16 protein-coding genes (1 of these 16 running past the window's edge) are annotated in these 14,606 nt (G+C 75.1%); 9 read left to right on the top strand and 7 right to left on the bottom strand.

Going from position 1 to position 14,606, the window contains the following annotated elements:
• From repA to glyA, 6 genes are all read left to right on the top strand, one after another.
• Positions 1–1,062, top strand: the 3' portion of a protein-coding gene (gene repA / locus MET2598_RS0113940; protein WP_018261240.1) for a plasmid partitioning protein RepA. It extends 156 nt beyond the left edge of the window; 1,062 of the gene's 1,218 nt are visible here — the last part of the coding sequence; the start codon falls outside the window, past its left edge; its stop codon occupies positions 1,060–1,062.
• Positions 1,059–2,108 carry a plasmid partitioning protein RepB gene (repB, locus tag MET2598_RS0113935; protein WP_012335078.1) on the top strand — a complete coding sequence of 350 codons (1,050 nt, stop codon included), beginning with the start codon at positions 1,059–1,061 and terminating at the stop codon, positions 2,106–2,108. Before repA ends, repB begins: the two co-directional genes overlap by 4 nt.
• Positions 2,109–2,265: 157 nt before the next feature.
• Positions 2,266–2,637: a hypothetical protein gene (locus MET2598_RS0113930; protein ID WP_012335077.1), complete on the top strand. Its 372-nt coding sequence runs from the start codon at positions 2,266–2,268 to the stop codon at positions 2,635–2,637.
• A gap of 351 nt (positions 2,638–2,988) precedes the next feature.
• Positions 2,989–3,741: an AIR synthase related protein gene (locus tag MET2598_RS39155; protein ID WP_084673843.1), complete on the top strand. Its 753-nt coding sequence runs from the start codon at positions 2,989–2,991 to the stop codon at positions 3,739–3,741.
• Positions 3,742–3,772: 31 nt separating this feature from the next.
• The gene (locus tag MET2598_RS0113915) at positions 3,773–4,084 is read left to right on the top strand and encodes a hypothetical protein (RefSeq protein ID WP_018261236.1); all 312 of its coding nucleotides are present in this window, start codon (positions 3,773–3,775) and stop codon (positions 4,082–4,084) included.
• Between the two features lie 108 nt (positions 4,085–4,192).
• Entirely contained in the window at positions 4,193–5,461 is a 1,269-nt protein-coding gene (glyA, locus tag MET2598_RS0113910) for a serine hydroxymethyltransferase (RefSeq protein WP_018261235.1), read from the top strand.
• 79 nt (positions 5,462–5,540) lie between these two features.
• Here glyA and MET2598_RS0113905 read toward each other — a convergent pair whose 3' ends face one another.
• Together MET2598_RS0113905 and MET2598_RS0113900 are read right to left on the bottom strand one after the other, a co-directional pair.
• Positions 5,541–5,777 carry a hypothetical protein gene (locus MET2598_RS0113905; RefSeq protein ID WP_012335075.1) on the bottom strand — a complete coding sequence of 79 codons (237 nt, stop codon included), beginning with the start codon at positions 5,775–5,777 and terminating at the stop codon, positions 5,541–5,543.
• A gap of 120 nt (positions 5,778–5,897) precedes the next feature.
• Positions 5,898–7,094 carry a GNAT family N-acetyltransferase gene (locus MET2598_RS0113900; protein ID WP_018261234.1) on the bottom strand — a complete coding sequence of 399 codons (1,197 nt, stop codon included), beginning with the start codon at positions 7,092–7,094 and terminating at the stop codon, positions 5,898–5,900.
• Between the two features lie 418 nt (positions 7,095–7,512).
• Between MET2598_RS0113900 and MET2598_RS0113895 the strand changes: the two genes are divergently transcribed.
• On the top strand, positions 7,513–8,568 hold the full coding sequence (locus tag MET2598_RS0113895) for a polysaccharide deacetylase family protein (protein ID WP_018261233.1): 1,056 nt from the start codon (positions 7,513–7,515) through the stop codon (positions 8,566–8,568).
• A gap of 3 nt (positions 8,569–8,571) precedes the next feature.
• Here the strand turns inward: MET2598_RS0113895 and MET2598_RS0113890 are convergent, their stop codons facing one another.
• Entirely contained in the window at positions 8,572–8,904 is a 333-nt protein-coding gene (locus MET2598_RS0113890; RefSeq protein ID WP_012335072.1) for a hypothetical protein, read from the bottom strand.
• Between the two features lie 104 nt (positions 8,905–9,008).
• On the bottom strand, positions 9,009–9,218 hold the full coding sequence (locus MET2598_RS0113885) for a DUF2842 domain-containing protein (protein WP_018261232.1): 210 nt from the start codon (positions 9,216–9,218) through the stop codon (positions 9,009–9,011).
• 168 nt (positions 9,219–9,386) lie between these two features.
• Between MET2598_RS0113885 and MET2598_RS0113880 the strand changes: the two genes are divergently transcribed.
• Entirely contained in the window at positions 9,387–10,469 is a 1,083-nt protein-coding gene (locus MET2598_RS0113880; protein WP_012335070.1) for a COX15/CtaA family protein, read from the top strand.
• 88 nt (positions 10,470–10,557) lie between these two features.
• Complete coding sequence (gene trhA / locus MET2598_RS0113875) at positions 10,558–11,250, top strand: PAQR family membrane homeostasis protein TrhA (protein ID WP_018261231.1); 693 nt, start codon at positions 10,558–10,560, stop codon at positions 11,248–11,250.
• A 130-nt stretch (positions 11,251–11,380) separates the two neighbouring features.
• On the opposite strand, the gene MET2598_RS0113870 is transcribed toward trhA, so the two are convergent.
• The 3 genes from MET2598_RS0113870 to MET2598_RS0113860 are packed head-to-tail and all read right to left on the bottom strand — an operon-like array spanning position 11,381 to position 14,519.
• Entirely contained in the window at positions 11,381–12,250 is an 870-nt protein-coding gene (locus tag MET2598_RS0113870) for a PCC domain-containing protein (protein WP_018261230.1), read from the bottom strand.
• Positions 12,240–13,850, bottom strand: coding sequence for an acyl-CoA synthetase (locus tag MET2598_RS0113865; RefSeq protein ID WP_012335067.1), 1,611 nt, complete (start codon positions 13,848–13,850; stop codon positions 12,240–12,242). The genes MET2598_RS0113870 and MET2598_RS0113865 overlap by 11 nt, the downstream gene beginning before the upstream one ends.
• Positions 13,851–13,889: 39 nt before the next feature.
• Complete coding sequence (locus MET2598_RS0113860; protein WP_012335066.1) at positions 13,890–14,519, bottom strand: ribonuclease HII; 630 nt, start codon at positions 14,517–14,519, stop codon at positions 13,890–13,892.
• Positions 14,520–14,606: the final 87 nt, after the last annotated feature.

The following is a 14,606-nucleotide window of genomic DNA, read 5'->3' as shown; positions in this document are numbered from 1 at the left end:
TTCACCTCCGGCGAGGCGGCCCGGCTGATCGGCGTGGCGGACGGCTACCTCCGGCAGCTCTCCCTCGCCGGCAAGGGGCCGGAGCCCGAGGTCGGGCCGGGTGGGCGGCGCTCCTACAGCCTCGACCAGATCAACGATCTGCGCCGCCTCCTCGATGACGGCCCCAAGAGCAAGGGCTACGTTCCCCACCGCGCCGGCGGCGAGCATTGCCAGGTGCTGGCGGTGGTGAACTTCAAGGGCGGCTCGGGCAAGACCACGACGGCCGCCCACCTCGCCCAGTACCTCGCCCTCAAGGGCTACCGGGTGCTCGCCGTCGACCTCGATCCCCAGGCCTCCCTCACCGCCCTGCACGGCTACCAGCCGGAATTCGACGTGGAGGCGAACCAGACCCTCTACGCGGCGATCCGCTACGACGAGGCGCGCCGCCCCCTCGCCGAGGTGGTGCGGCGGACCTACTTCGCCGGCCTCGACCTCGTCCCGGCCAATCTCGAACTCATGGAGTTCGAGCACGACACGCCCAAGGCGCTCGCCGATCCCGGGGCGGAGCCGTTCTTCGGGCGCATCGCCACGGTGCTGGGCAGCGTCGCCGAGGCCTACGACGTCATGATCCTCGACTGCCCGCCCCAGCTCGGCTTCCTCACCCTGGGCGCCCTCTGCGCGGCCACCGCCATGCTGGTGACGGTCCACCCGCAGATGCTCGACGTGATGTCGATGTGCCAGTTCCTGCTGATGGCCTCCGACCTGCTCGGGGTGGTGCAGGAGGCCGGCGCCGACCTGGAGTACGACTTCCTGCGCTACGTGGTGACGCGCTACGAGCCCTCGGACGGGCCGCAGACCCAGATGGTCGCCTTCATGCGATCCCTGTTCCGCGAGCGGGTCCTCACCCACACGATGCTGAAATCGACCGCCGTCTCGGATGCGGGCCTGTCGAAGCAGACCCTGTACGAGATCGGCCGCGAGAGCTTCTCGCGCGCCACCTACGACCGCGCCATCGAGGCCCTGGAGGGGGTCAACGGCGAGATCCTGGCCCTGATGCACCGCGCCTGGGGACGCCCGGCATGACGACCCGCAAGGACACGCTCCGCGCCGCCCTCACGGCCCGCGCCCGCGAGTTGCCAAGTGGCAACCCGGCACCGGCCGCCCCCGCCGCGCCGGCCGAGGCGCCGGCGGCCCCGCCGCCCGAACCGGTCCGGACCGCGGTGCGCTCCGGCGCCGTGGGGGCGATGGGGCGGGCGCTCGGCCGCATCGCCACCGCCGCCGAGGAGGCCCGCGCCATGGTGGCCGCGGGAGACAAGGTGGTGGAGATCGATCCCGGCCTCGTCGACCCCTCCTTCGTCGCCGACCGCCTCGGGATCTCGCCGGAGGACCACGCCGCCCTGACGGAGCAGGTCCGGACCCGCGGCCAGCAGGTGCCGATCCTGGTGCGGCCCCACCCGACCCAGCCGGGACGCTACCAGGTCGCCTACGGCCACCGCCGCCTGCGGGTCGCCGCCGAACTCGGGCGCCCGGTCCGCGCGGTGGTCAAGGCGCTCAGCGACGAGGACCTCGTCGTCGCCCAGGGCCAGGAGAATTCCGCCCGCACCGACCTGAGCTACATCGAGCGCGCCGCCTTCGCGGTCACGCTCGAGGATCGCGGCTTCGCCCGCAGCGTCATCATGTCGGCCCTGTCGATGGAGAAGTCGCAGCTCTCGCGCCTGATCGCCATCGGCCGCGCCGTTCCCGCCCGGGTCCTGGCCGCGATCGGCCCCGCCCCGCGCACGGGCCGGCCCCGCTGGGCCGCCCTGGTCGAGGCGCTGGCGCGGCCCGACGCGGACCGGATCGTCGAGGCCGCGCTCGCGGCCGAGGACTTCGCCCGCGAGGAATCCGACGCGCGCTTCGCCCGGCTCCTCGCCGCCCTCACGGCGCCGCGCTCCGAGGCGCGCGGGGTCTCCGTCACCTCCTGGACCAACCCGGCCGGGCGCGCGGTGGTGCGCATCGACCGCTCCGCCCGGCGCACCCAGCTCACCGTCGACGAGGGAGCCGAGCCGGAATTCGGCGCCTTCCTGGTCGAGTCGCTGCCCGACCTCTACGCGCGGTTCACGGCCCGCAAGTCCGGCCGGGCGGAGTGATGCCGCGCCCGTTCGGTCCAAGCCATGCCCGAACGGTAGCGGGTCGCTTACGTTGAGAAACGACCTGGATTGTCAAACGCGCGCAGCTCAGCTTACGATCGACCAAAGTCCGGGGCGGTGGTCGCCCCGGGACTGCGCTTGGGGAGCGCGGACAACAATGGGATCGCGTGTGCCGCCCGACCAGACTGGTCGGATCATCTTACCGTGCGAGGCGGATGACGAGCCGCCCCCCGAGGGCGGGTGCAGCCTGGCCGGATGGGTCTGCCCCGGGATCCCGGATGGGATCCTGGCGGCGCTCGGCCCGCGGGCGGTGCCGCGCTGCGGCGCGGCGCCCCTGCCGCCCGACCAAGTCGCCGCCCTGAACCGGTCGCTGCGGGATCAGCTCGCGGGCCTGCGCGCCTCCGCCGAGCAGCTCCTCGACGCGATCGACCTCGCCGACCCGGCGATGGAGGGGCACCGCCGGTCGCTGGCGCGCCTCCTGCGCGACATCGAGCGGCTGCTGGCCCCGGTCGGGCCCGGGAAGGCCTGAGCACCCTTCGCCGGGATGGTGGCCGGTTCGGCGGCCGCGACGATGCGAGATCGACGGCGCGAGCCGGGCTGCGCGAGGCACGCCGGCCGAGCGCCCGGCGTCGGATCGAGGCGGAGGCGAGGGCGAGCGCGTCGAGGGCCGAGACCAGCCGCGCCCGCGTGGCCGAGCCGCCGAGGCAGATCCGGACTGCCTCCGGCGCCTCCCCGGAGACGCAGAAGGCTTCGCTCGACACGGACGCCGATCCCGCCGGCCCGCACCTGGCTGGCGAAGGCCGACCGGGTCCACCCCTCCGCACCACCGGGCCAACGCGTTCATCGTCGATACCTGGACCGTCTAAGCGGCGGTCGCCCGATGGCCGCGCCACGGAGCGTCAGGGCCGCCGCGGTCCAGATCGCGCCCGACCTGGCGCGGCCGGAGAGAGCCCCGGAGCGGGTGCTCGCCGCGATCGGGGAGGCGGCCGGGAAGGGGGCCCGCTTCGTCAGGTTCCCCGAGACCTTCGTGCCCGACGACCCCGACTTCTCGTTCGTGGCGCCGCCCGTCCGGCAGGGCCCGGCGCATCTGCGCCTCTCCGCCGCCCCGGTCCCGGTCGGCGACGATTGCGCGGCGATCCCGGTCGGCGACGGCCACCTGCTCCTCGCCGCCGCGGGAGGCCACGACGGCGTCGTGGCCTCCGATCCGTATTTTGCCGGCTATTGCGGCGTGATGGTCAATCTCGGCGACGTGGCGGCCATGGGCGGGCGGCCGCTCGCGGTGGTGCCGTCTGGGCGCGGGGCGGGGAGGGCGCCGACTCGGTGCTGCGCGGCCTCGCCGACGCCGCCCGCCGCAACGGCGTACCCGTGGTCGGCGGCCACACCAACCTGCGCAGCGAGGCGGGCCACCTCGCGGCGGCGGTGCTCGGCCGCGCGACCCGCCTCCTCGCCAGCTTCGACGCCGGGCCGGGCGACGTGCTCGCCGTCAAACCCGCCGACCGGGCCGCGCGGGTGGCGCGCTTCGCCGCCCGGGGCATCGCCGCGGCGGCCCTCGGCGCGGTGGACGGGAGGGGCGGCCCGCGCCGCGCGGGGGAGGGGGAGGCGATCGTCTGGGATTTCGGGGAGAGCCCCCTGATCGGCTGCGCCCCGCCCGGGAGGGTCGCCCGGTGAGGGACCGTCCCCTGCGCATCGCCGTCCTGGCCCATTCCACCAATCCGCGCGGCCGGTCGCGGGCGACGCCCACGACCTCGTTCGCGCGCGTGACCGGCCACCTCACGCATTTCGCTCCCGACGAGGTCGCCCGCTTCGACGTTTTCCACGCGCAGGACGGGATCAGCGCCAACGCCCTCGCGACGCTCGCGCTGCGGCGGCTCGCGGCGGGTTTCCAGGTGGCAACCGCCGATTCCTGGCGGGCCTGCGCCCTGCGCCACGCCGAGGCCCACGCGTCCCTCGCCCGGCCGGAGGTGCCGCATGCCTGAGATGCGCCGTCGCATCCGCTGGCCCGGCGGGCCGCCTCGCCGCCGCGGCGCGCTCTCCCTCCGGCCGTCCCCGGCCTATGATGACCCTGCGAGAGGAAGACCTGCCCGATGTCCCACCTGCATGACGGCTACTTCACCCAAGGCCTCGACGCCGATCCGGACCTCGCCGCGGCGATCCGCGGCGAACTCGCCCGCCAGCAGGCCGGGATCGAACTGATCGCCTCGGAGAACATCGTCTCCCGGCTGGTCCTGGAGGCGCAGGGCTCCGTCCTCACCAACAAGACGGTCGAGGGGCTGCCCTTCGCCCGCTACTACGGCGGCGCGGACTTCGCCGACGCGATCGAGGACTTGGCGATCCGGCGGGCCGCGCGGCTGTTCGGCTGCCGCTTCGCCAACGTGCAGCCGCATTCGGGCTCGAACGCCAATGCGGGCGTCTTCCTCGGCCTCATCGCCCTCGGCGACACGATCCTGGCCATGGACACCGCGGCGGGCGGCCACATCAGCCACGGCCACCCGGCGACCCTGACCGGGCGCGACTACCGGATCCTGCGCTACGGCGTCGACCGGGCGAGCGAGTGCGTCGACCTTGACGCGGTGCGGGCCCTCGCCCGCGCGCATCGGCCCCGGATGATCGTGGCGGGCGGCTCGGCCTATCCGGGCGCCCTCGACTTCGCCGGGTTCCGCGCCGTCGCCGACGAGGTCGGGGCCCTCCTGATGGTCGACATGGCGCACGTGGCCGGGCTCGTCGCGACCGGCCTCTACCCGCACCCGTTCCCGCACGCGCACGTGGTGACCTCGACCACCTACAAGTCCCTGCGCGGCGCCCGCGGCGGCTTCGTGCTGTGGAACGACCCGGCCCTCGGCGACCGCATCCAGTCCGGCATCTTCCCGGGCGTGCAGGGCTCGGTGATGCTGCACGCGGTGGCCGGCAAGGCCGCCTGCTTCGGAGAGGCGCTGCGCCCGGAATTCCGGGCCTACAACCAGGCCGTCCTCGACAACGCGCAGGCGCTGGCGGCGGGGCTCGCCGCGCAGGGCCTGCGGCTCGTCTCCGGCGGCACGGCGAGCGGGCTGATGCTGGTCGACCTCACCGGGATCGGGACGACCGGCGACGTGGCGGCCAAGGCCCTCGAACGGGCCGGGCTCGCCGTGAACAAGAACCTGATCCCCTACGACCCGCGCCCGCCGGAAGCCCCCTCGGGCCTGCGGCTGTCGGCCAATGCCGGCACGACGCGCGGCTTCGGCCGGGCCGAATTCGCGGTGATCGCGGGCTGGATCGGGCGGATCGTCCGGGCGCCCGCCGACGCGGATCTCGCCGGGCGCGTCCGCGCCGAGGTCGAGGCGCTCTGCCGCGCCTTCCCGATCTATCCCGGCGCCTGACCGCGGCGCGAACGCGCCCGCGCGACGCGCCCGGGGGGACGCGTCGCGCGGGCGCAGGGAGGGCAGGGGCCTTGCGCCTTCAGCGCACGTGGTGGCGCCGGTGCATCCGCTGATGGCGCATCATGCGCTGCTGGCGAGGGGCCATGCGCATCGCGGGGGTGCCGCCGGGAGCGCCCATCGACCGCTCGCGGCCGGCGAGCGGACCGCCGGCCTGCTGGCCGCTGTTGTTGTAGGGCGAGCCACCCTGCGCGAGGGCGGGGACCGCGGTGGCGGCGGCGAGCACGGCCGCGAGCGCGAGGGTCTTGAGCGTGGTCATGAAGTCGTCCGTGATGCGCGACCCGGCCGTCGGGCCGCTCCCACGAGGAGACGCGCATGGCCGAGATTGGTTCACGCCGCGGACCGCTTCTCCCGCAAAAAATCGTCGGCGGAGAAGATCCTACCCCGCCCGGTGAACGAGGCGGCGCAATCCCTCGGCGAGCGCGCGCAGGCGCGGGCTGCGCTTGACCCGCCGCTTGAGCCGCACCCGCAGCCGCATCCCCGCGGCGAAGGCCCGTCCCCGCGCGCTCACCGGCACGCACGCGTCGACGAGCGCGATGACCTCGTCGCAGATCTTGGATTTGTAGGGCGCCTCGCCGACCCCGAGGTCGAGGGCGACGCGGCCCCGGGCCGCCTGGTCGCGCACCAGGGCGTGGAGCAGCAGGTCCCCGGGGCTGAACCGCGCCAGCGCCGGGTCCGGGTCGAAGGAGGTCAGCATGGCGCTGAAGCGGCGGGCATCCACGGCGCCGATGAAGGTCGCCAGCACGTGCCCGTCCGCCTCGCGGCGCAGGGCGTGACATTCGAGGGCGGCCGGCCGGGCCGGGCCGGGGCGGCAGGCCGCCGTCAGGAAGGCGCGGTCCGCCTCCTGCGCGAAGGGGTTGGGCAGGCGCAGCTGCGCGAAGCGCACCGCCTTCTGGGCGAGGTAGGCGCCGATCACCGCCTCGGCCTCCTCGGCGGTCGCCGCGACCACGTGCGCGACCGGGCCGTGGGCGGCGGTCAGCCACTTCTCCTTCTGGCGCAGCTTGCGGCGGGCATCGCCGCTGAACAGCCGCGCGACCGTCTCCTCCGGATCCGGGCCGAGGCGCATGCCGTAGCCGTCGCTCGGCGAGGGCGTGCCGCCCTCCGCCAGGGGATTGACCGTGTCCGCGAAGGCGCGCGGCTGGTGGGCGAAGGCGTAGGCGTCGATGCCGTGCGCCCGGCCGAGGCGCACCAGGGCCGCCCGCACCGTCTCCGGCGGGAGGGCGGCGGCCTCCCGGCTGGCGAAGACCGGCATGTGGAAATTCGCGTGCCGCTCGCCGACGATGCGCGCGACGCGCAGGCCGCGCTCGCGGCGCACCGCGAAGGGCAGCAGGAGCCGCGGGCGGCCGCACGGATCCCGCAGCACCGCGATCAGCGGGCGGGCCCGCGGCGCGGTGGCGAAGTACGCCGCGGCCCAGTCGAAGCGCTGGTAGGGCGTCATCACGACGGTGGCGGAGCCTTCGAGGTCCCGCCACGGGGCCTCGGCCGCGTCGAGCCGCGTGTGGACCTCGGCCAGGAGGCGGGCCTCCGCCGTCCGCGCCGGTCCCGCCCTCGGCAGTTCGATCACGAGCCCGACCATTCCTCCCACCGTCCCGCCTGCGGCCGCCTGGCCGACCGAAAACTAGCCGATCCCTCGACCGGCCAGGGTCGTTTTCGCGCGGCATCGGTAATGAATCGTTTGGGCCGACATCTTTCGCATCACGAAGTACATTGCCGCAAGGGAAAGATCTATCGCTTGGAAAGATGATGCCGGCGGACCCACAATCGGTCGGCGCGGAGCCGGCCCGCTCGGGCCGGGCGAGCTTGGGGATGCTGCGGCGGGACTGTCCGTTGCGCGAATCGCGGCGGCCCGGCCGGGCACCCGCCATCCCGTTACCCTTCCGCAAGCCCGCCCGTGGGATGAGGATGCGTCCGGGGCGTCGCGGCCGCGCCGCGGAGCGGGGCGGGCGCCGGTGGCACCGCGTTCCGCGGGGGATCCGGCCCGCACGGTCGCCCGCATGCTCGCCGCCGAGACCCGCCTCCGCCTGTTCCGCGCCGGCTTCGCCGCGATCGCGGCGACCCGCGCCGACCGCTGGCTCGCCCCCGCCGCCCGCGGCTGCGGCGTGATCCTCACCTTCCACCACGTGCGGCCGGAGCCGCCCGGGCCCTACGCGCCCAACCAGCTGCTCGCGATCACGCCCGCCTTCCTCGACCGCGTGCTCACCGCCCTGCGGGCCCGCGGCTTCGACCTCGTCGGCCTCGACGACCTGCCGGGGCGCCTCGCCGCGCCCGGGCCGCACCCCTTCGCGATCCTCACCTTCGACGACGGCTACCGCGACAACCTCGAGCACGCCCGGCCGGTCCTGCGGCGCCACGGCGCGCCCTGGACGCTCTTCGTCACCACCGCCTTCGCGGAGGGCACGGGGCGGCTGTGGTGGGTCGAGCTCGAACGGGCGATCGACCGGCTCGACCGGGTGCGCCTGCCGGAGGCCGGGCTCGACCTGCCCGCCGCCGATCCGGCGCAGAAGAGCGCGGCCTTCGCGCAGGTCTATCGGGTGCTGCGGGCCGGCCCCGAGGCGCGGCTGCGCGACGCCGTCGCGCAGCTCGCCCGCGCGGCGGATCTCGACCCGCGCGCCATCACCCGGGAGCTCTGCCTGGACTTCGAGGACTTGCGGGCGCTGGCGGAGGAGGAGCCGGACCTGACGATCGGCGCCCATACCCTGACCCACCCGATGCTCGCCAAGCACGGGGCCGAGACCGCCCGGCGCGAGATCGCGGAGTCGCGCGCCCTCATCGCGGCGCGGCTCGGGCGCGTGCCGCAGCACTTCTCCTTCCCGGTCGGGGATCCGACCTCGGCGGGGCCGCGGGATTTCGCCCTCGCCCGGGAGGCGGGCTACGCCACCGCGGTGACGACGCGGCCGGGCCACCTCTTCCCGGACCACCGGGCGCACCTGCACGCCCTGCCGCGGGTCTCGGTCAACGGCTGCTTCCAGAGCGACGCGGCGCTCGCGGCCCTGCTCTCGGGCGTGCCGTTCCTGGCCTGGAACCGCGGGCGGCGGCTCAACGTCGCCTGATGGTCAGCGGCGGCGGTGGCGGCCGCTCGCCACCGCGAAGCTCGCGCTCTGGCGGCCCCGGTGATAGCGCCGCGCGGCGCGGCGGCGGCCGCGATAGGCGGGGGCCGGCTCGGCCTCCGCGGCGGCGCCGGCGGCCGGCAGGCGCACCTCGGTGGTCTCCGCCGGCAGCGCCGCGCCCTTGGTGGGGGCCGCGGGCCCGAACAGCGACAGGCACTGGTTGTAGGCGAGGTCGCCCCGGATGCGCTCGCAATCGGCCACCGAGCGCGGCGCGCCCTGGGCGAGGGCGGGTGCGGCGAGCGGGCCGAGGAGGAGAAGCGTCGCGAGGGCGTGGCGCATGGCCCGGAGAAGCCTTGATCGGGAGGAGAGAGCCGAGGGGCACCCCTTCGGGGGCGCCGCCGGGCTGTCTCGCCGACGAGTGCGGCGAAAAACCGGCCGTCGCGTCAGGCGGCGTCCGGCCGCACCATCCAGCGGATCAGCGGCATCAGCGGGAAGATCCAGAGGACGCCGAGCGCCGCGTAGAGGACCGACTGCACCAGGGGCGGCGTCTCGGCGATGCGGCTGTCGGCCAGCGCCATGGCGAGCGGCGCGTAGATCATCACGAAGGCGATCATCACGATCGTGCCGATGAACGAGCGGGTGCGGCGGCGCATCGCGGGTCTCCGGAAGGGGAGGGGACTGGCGGGCCATCGCCCGCCCGAGTGGCCGCCCGCCTAAGCGAGCCCGGGGCGGCCCGCAACCCGCGGCGGGGCCGCAGGCCTGCCCGGGTGCGGCACCGGCGAGCGTTGCGCGGTCGTCCCGCCCGCGCGTAGAGGCCCGCCATGACCAGCGCCGCCCTGAAGCCTCTCTCCGTCGCCCCCGCGCGGGACCGCGCCGCGTCCCGCCCGCGGATCGCCGTCCGCCGCTGGCTCTTCCTGATGGCCGCCCTGGTGGTGGCCATGGTGGCGGTCGGCGGCGCCACGCGGCTCACCGGCTCCGGCCTCTCGATCACCGAGTGGAAGCCGGTGACCGGGGCGGTCCCGCCGCTCTCCGCCGAGGCCTGGGCCGAGGAATTCGCCAAGTACCGGGCGACGCCCCAGTACGACATCCTCAACCGCGGCATGTCGCTCGCCGAGTTCCAGGTCATCTACGCCTGGGAATGGGGCCACCGCTTCCTCGGCCGGCTGATCGGGCTGTGCTTCTTCCTGCCCCTCGGCTGGTTCTGGTGGACGGGCCGGCTCGACCGGCGCCTCGGCCTCGGCCTCGTCGGCCTCGGCGTGCTCGGCGGGCTGCAGGGGGCGGTGGGCTGGATCATGGTGGCCTCGGGCCTGCAGCCCGGCATGGTCGCGGTGGCGCCGATCAAGCTCGCCGCGCACCTGACGCTCGCGAGCGCGATCTTCGCCGGGCTGGTCTGGCTCGCCGCCGGGCTCGACCGCCCGGCCGAGGCGGCGGCGCCGCGGCGGCTGCGCCTGACCGCCCTCCTGCTCCCGGTCGCGACGCTCCTGCAGATCGCCCTCGGCGGCCTCGTCGCGGGCTCGAAGGCGGGGCTCACCTACAACACCTGGCCGCTGATGGACGGGGCCTTCATCCCGCCGGTCTCGGGCCTGTTCGCGGCGACGCCCTGGATCGAGAACTTCGTCGACAACGTCGCGCTGGTGCAGCTCAACCACCGCCTCGTCGCCTACGCGCTGCTCGCCCTGGCGCTCCTGCACGCCCTCGACGCCCGGCGGGCGCGGCCGGGCAGCGGCGCGGCGCGCCGGGCCGCGGCGCTCGCCGGCCTCGTCGCCGCGCAGGCGATGCTCGGGATCACCACGCTCCTCCTGGCGGTCCCGCTCTGGGCGGGCCTCGCCCACCAGGTCACCGCGATGCTCGTGCTCGGCATGGCCGTGGCCCATGCCCGGATCGGCACTCTGGCGCGCGGGTGACGCTGCGCCGCAGGGTGACCGGCCCCGGATTTGATGGTTTCCTGGAACGTGGCGGCGCGCGGCCGCCGGCGGAGCCCCGGAGCCCCCCATGCGCCCGACGACCGGACACGCCGATGACGGCCGGCCGCCCTCCCTGAACTGGTCCTACTCGCCCCGGGAATTGCTGGCGGACGGCATCGTCCACGTGATCGGCGTGACCTTCGCGGTGATCGGGGGGCTCGCCCTGGTGGTCACGGCGGCGCTCGCGCGGCTTCACCCGGGCGAGAAGCTCTCGGTCGGCGTCTACGCGGCGGGGCTCGTGGCGATGCTGAGCGTCTCGGCGGCCTACAACATGTGGCCGCTGGGACGGCGGAAATGGCTGCTGCGCCGGGCCGACCACGCCACCATCTTCCTGATGATCGCCGGCACCTACACGCCGCTCGTGGCGCTGGTGGGGAGCGGCGGGGTCGCCTGGGGCCTGCTCGCGGGGATCTGGCTCGTGGCGGTGGCGGGCATGGCGATCAAGGTCGCCCTGCCGGGCCGGTTCGACCGGCTCGCGGTGGCGCTCTACCTCGCCCTCGGCTGGAGCGGGGTCGCGGCCTACGATTCGGTGATCGGCCAGCTCGTCCCGGACGCCTTCGCGCTGCTCGCGGGCGGGGGCCTGCTCTACTCGGCGGGGGTGATCTTCCACCTCTGGCACCGGCTGCCGTTCCAGAACGCCATCTGGCACGGCTTCGTGCTCGCCGCGGCGGCCTGCCACTACGGGGCGGTCTTTCGCAGCATGATGGAGGCGGCGGCCTGATCCGGGATCCGCGTGATCGAAGCGGATCCCGGATTACACGCCCGCGCGGCGCCTGAGCGCGGTGCCTGAGCGACGCCGACATCCGCATGGCCGAAATCGGAGATGGCGAAGCAATCGGCCGGATGTCGTATCACAGCGCCTCGATCCCCAGCTCGAAGGTGATGCAGACGCTGTTGCGCCCGCGCGCGAGCACGCCCTCGTGGATCGCCCCGGCGACGTCGACGACGGCGATGTCGAGATGGGCGCGCAAGCTCCCGTCCGGGTCCGCCTCGACGCGCCCGTCGCGGATCAGCACCTCGCTCGCGTCGGTCGGCACGACGCGGCCGTCCGCGAAGGCCGGCCGCACCAGGCTGCCGAGGCCCCGCACCCGGGCGCGGCGCAGGCCGTGTTCCCGGCACGTCGCCTCGACGGCCAGGAACAGGTCCTCGTTCGGCTGAACCTTCAGGAGGATGCAGCCGCCCCCGGACGGGCCCTGCGCGACCGGCGTGAAGAGCGCGAAATTCGTCTCCGCATCGGGCAGCACGCGCCACGCCGCCTCCGCGCTGCCCCAGGCCTCCGCGCGCGGCGGCGCGCGCACCACCACCTCGCCCGGCAGCAGGTGGCCCGCCCGCCGCCGGCCATCCGCCTCGATCCAGGTCCCGTGGACGTGCAGGAACGGCGCGCCGTCGCGGGTGCCGAAGGTCGCGCTCGCCCGCTCCAGCCGCGTCTCGCCCGCGGGCCGGAAGGTCTCGCTGTAATAGGCCGCGTGGGACGGCTCGGTGGAATGGGCCGGCATCACGTAGGCGAAGGGCGCGAAGGCGCCGCCGTCGAGGTGCAGCGTCGCCCCCGCCATCCCGGCCGCCCGCAGGGGGGCGGCGAGGGCGTCGAGCAGCGTCGCCCCGGATTCGGGCCCGAAGGCCGCGCGCCGCAGCGCGCCCGAGGCCGCGATCCGGCGCTCGGGCCGGACCGGGCCGGGCTGGGCGAGGAAGGCCCGCGCGGGCCGCGCCGGGTCAGGCCGCATGGCTCGGCCGCCCGCCGAGCGGCAGCAGCCCGGCCGCCTCGAGATCCTCGCGCACCATCGCCTTGGTGATCTTGCCGTAGCCGGATTTCGGCAGGGAGGGGCGCAGGAAGACCCGCTTGGGCATCTTGTAGCGGGCGACCTTGCCGTCGAGGTAGTCGAGGATCTCGGCCTCCGTCAGGGAGGCGCCCTCGCGCGGCACGCAGACCGCGACGCCGATCTCGCCCCAGACCGGGTCGGGCACCCCGAGCACCGCGGTCTCGGCCACGGCCGGGTGGGTCAGGATCTTCTCCTCGATCTCGCGCGGGTAGATGTTCGAGCCGCCCGAGATGTACATGTCGGAGGCGCGGCCCGTGATGGTCAGGAAGCGCTGCGCGTCGAGGAAGCCGAGGTCGCCGGTCCGGAACCAGCCATCGCGAAACGCCTCCGCATTGGCCTTGGGGTTGTTCCAGTAGCCGGCGAAGACCGCCGGGCCGCAGACGCAGATCTCGCCGGTCTCGCCGGGCGGCAGGGCGCGGCCCTCCGCGTCCTGGATCTGCACCTCCATGCCGGTGCGCTCGATCCCGCAGGTCCCGATCCGCACGCCCGGCCCGTCCTCCGGGTCGTGGAGGTGGGGCGGCAGCACCGTGATGTTGCCCGTCACCTCGCCGAGCCCGAAATACTGCACGATCACCGGGCCGAGCACGCCGAGCGCCCGCTTCTGGTCCTCCCGGTACATCGGCGCCCCCGCGTAGATGACGTAGCGCAGGGAGGAGTGGTCGTGCGCGGCCACGGCCGGGTGCTCGACCATCATCTTGAGGATGGTCGGCACCGTGAACATGTTCGTGACGCGGTGCTGGGCGACGAGCCGCCAGATCTCGGCCCCGTCGAAGCGGTCGGAGCCGGGCAGCACGGTCGTCACCGCGCGGGCGACCTGGGCCAGGGCGTGCACCCCCGCCCCGTGCGAGAGCGGCGCCACGACCAGGGAGACGTCGCGCTCCGGCCGCGTGTCCGGCATCAGGTCGCAGAGGTGGTTGGTGATGACGAAGGCCATCTGGCCGTGCGTGAGCACCGCGGCCTTCGGCTTGCCGGTGGTGCCCGACGTGTAGAAGAACCAGCACGGATCGTCGTGCTCGACCGCCGCGTTCGCCACCGGCGCGTCCGGTGCCCCGGCGAGCAGCGCCTCGTAGGCGAGGCCCTCCGCCTCGCCCTCGCCGAGGGTGACGACGAGCGACAGGTCCGGCCGCGCCGCCCGCACGGCGGCGACGTGGCCCGGATTGTCCGCCTGGCACAGGAAGGCCCGCGCGCCGGATTGCTCGGCCAGGTAGGCGACGTCGCCCGGCATCAGCCGGTGATTCGTCGGCACGAACACGGCCCCGAGCCGGAAGGCCGCGTACATGATCTCGAGGATCGGGTTGCCGTTGCGGGCATGGACCAGCAGGCGGTCGCCCTTGCCGATGCCGCGGGCCCGCAAAGCCGCCGCGAGGCGCGAGACGCGGGCGTCGAAGGCGGCCCAGCTCCAGGTCCGCCCGCCCCAGTCGATGGCGATCCCCTCGGGGTGCCGCTGCGCCGCCTGGGTCAGGCAGTGGGCGAGGTTCATCACCCGGCGGGACATCGGGGTCATGGGGCGCCTCCCGGCTGGATCGTCGTTGGCGTCGGGGCCTCAGGGCCCGTCCGGCGCCCCGTTATGGCACGGGGCGCCGCCGAGCCGGAAGCTGCGGCGGTGATGGGGGGAGGGGCCCTCGCGGAGCAGGGCGGCCCGGTGGGCGGCCGTGCCGTAGCCGGCGTTGCGCGCCCAGGCATAGGCCGGGTGGCGCCGGGCGAGGACCGCCATCAGCCGGTCGCGCAGCACCTTGGCGAGGATCGAGGCGGCGGCGATCTGGGGCACGAGGCGCTCGCCGCCGATCACCGCCCGCACCCGCCCGTCGAGGCCGGGCGGCCGGTCGCGCCCGTCCACCGCCACCGGGCCGGCGAGGCCGAGCCGCAGCACGGCGCGGGCCATGGCGTCGAGGGTGGCGGCGCGCACGTTGATGCGGTCGATCAGGTCCCGCGACGCCCCCGCATAGGCGATCCGCGCGAGGGCGGGGAGCCGCGCGGCGAGCCGCGCGCGGGTCGCGGCGTCGAGGCGCTTCGAATCGTCGAGGGCTTCGAGGAGGTCGGGCGGCAGGGCCGCCGGATCGAAATGGACCGCCGCCACGATGACCGGGCCGCAGAGGGCGCCGCGCCCGACCTCGTCGCAGCCGATCAGCGCCGGGTAGCGGGCCGCCTCGCGCGCCAGGAAGGGGCGTTTCATCCGACATCCGGTTGATGGCTTCGCAACGCGGATGTCCTCTTCGCTCGGGCGCCGCGCTCAGGCGCCGCGCAGGCTTGCGACACCCGA

The organism is Methylobacterium sp. WSM2598 (assembly GCF_000379105.1).
Classification (GTDB): Bacteria; Pseudomonadota; Alphaproteobacteria; order Rhizobiales; family Beijerinckiaceae; genus Methylobacterium.
Note: the sequence above shows the minus strand (reverse complement) of the source record. Positions and strands in the feature narration are given on the sequence as shown.

Coding starts and splice junctions, on each gene's coding strand:
- MET2598_RS0113865 (WP_012335067.1), bottom strand. CDS start 13,850: ATGACCCCGATGTCCCGCCGGGTGATGAACCTCGCCCACTGCCTGACC.
- MET2598_RS0113930 (WP_012335077.1), top strand. CDS start 2,266: ATGGGATCGCGTGTGCCGCCCGACCAGACTGGTCGGATCATCTTACCG.
- MET2598_RS0113895 (WP_018261233.1), top strand. CDS start 7,513: ATGCTCGCCGCCGAGACCCGCCTCCGCCTGTTCCGCGCCGGCTTCGCC.
- MET2598_RS39155 (WP_084673843.1), top strand. CDS start 2,989: ATGGCCGCGCCACGGAGCGTCAGGGCCGCCGCGGTCCAGATCGCGCCC.
- trhA (WP_018261231.1), top strand. CDS start 10,558: ATGCGCCCGACGACCGGACACGCCGATGACGGCCGGCCGCCCTCCCTG.
- MET2598_RS0113905 (WP_012335075.1), bottom strand. CDS start 5,777: ATGACCACGCTCAAGACCCTCGCGCTCGCGGCCGTGCTCGCCGCCGCC.
- MET2598_RS0113870 (WP_018261230.1), bottom strand. CDS start 12,250: ATGCGGCCTGACCCGGCGCGGCCCGCGCGGGCCTTCCTCGCCCAGCCC.
- MET2598_RS0113860 (WP_012335066.1), bottom strand. CDS start 14,519: ATGAAACGCCCCTTCCTGGCGCGCGAGGCGGCCCGCTACCCGGCGCTG.
- MET2598_RS0113880 (WP_012335070.1), top strand. CDS start 9,387: ATGACCAGCGCCGCCCTGAAGCCTCTCTCCGTCGCCCCCGCGCGGGAC.
- MET2598_RS0113890 (WP_012335072.1), bottom strand. CDS start 8,904: ATGCGCCACGCCCTCGCGACGCTTCTCCTCCTCGGCCCGCTCGCCGCA.
- repB (WP_012335078.1), top strand. CDS start 1,059: ATGACGACCCGCAAGGACACGCTCCGCGCCGCCCTCACGGCCCGCGCC.
- MET2598_RS0113885 (WP_018261232.1), bottom strand. CDS start 9,218: ATGCGCCGCCGCACCCGCTCGTTCATCGGCACGATCGTGATGATCGCC.
- glyA (WP_018261235.1), top strand. CDS start 4,193: ATGTCCCACCTGCATGACGGCTACTTCACCCAAGGCCTCGACGCCGAT.
- MET2598_RS0113900 (WP_018261234.1), bottom strand. CDS start 7,094: ATGGTCGGGCTCGTGATCGAACTGCCGAGGGCGGGACCGGCGCGGACG.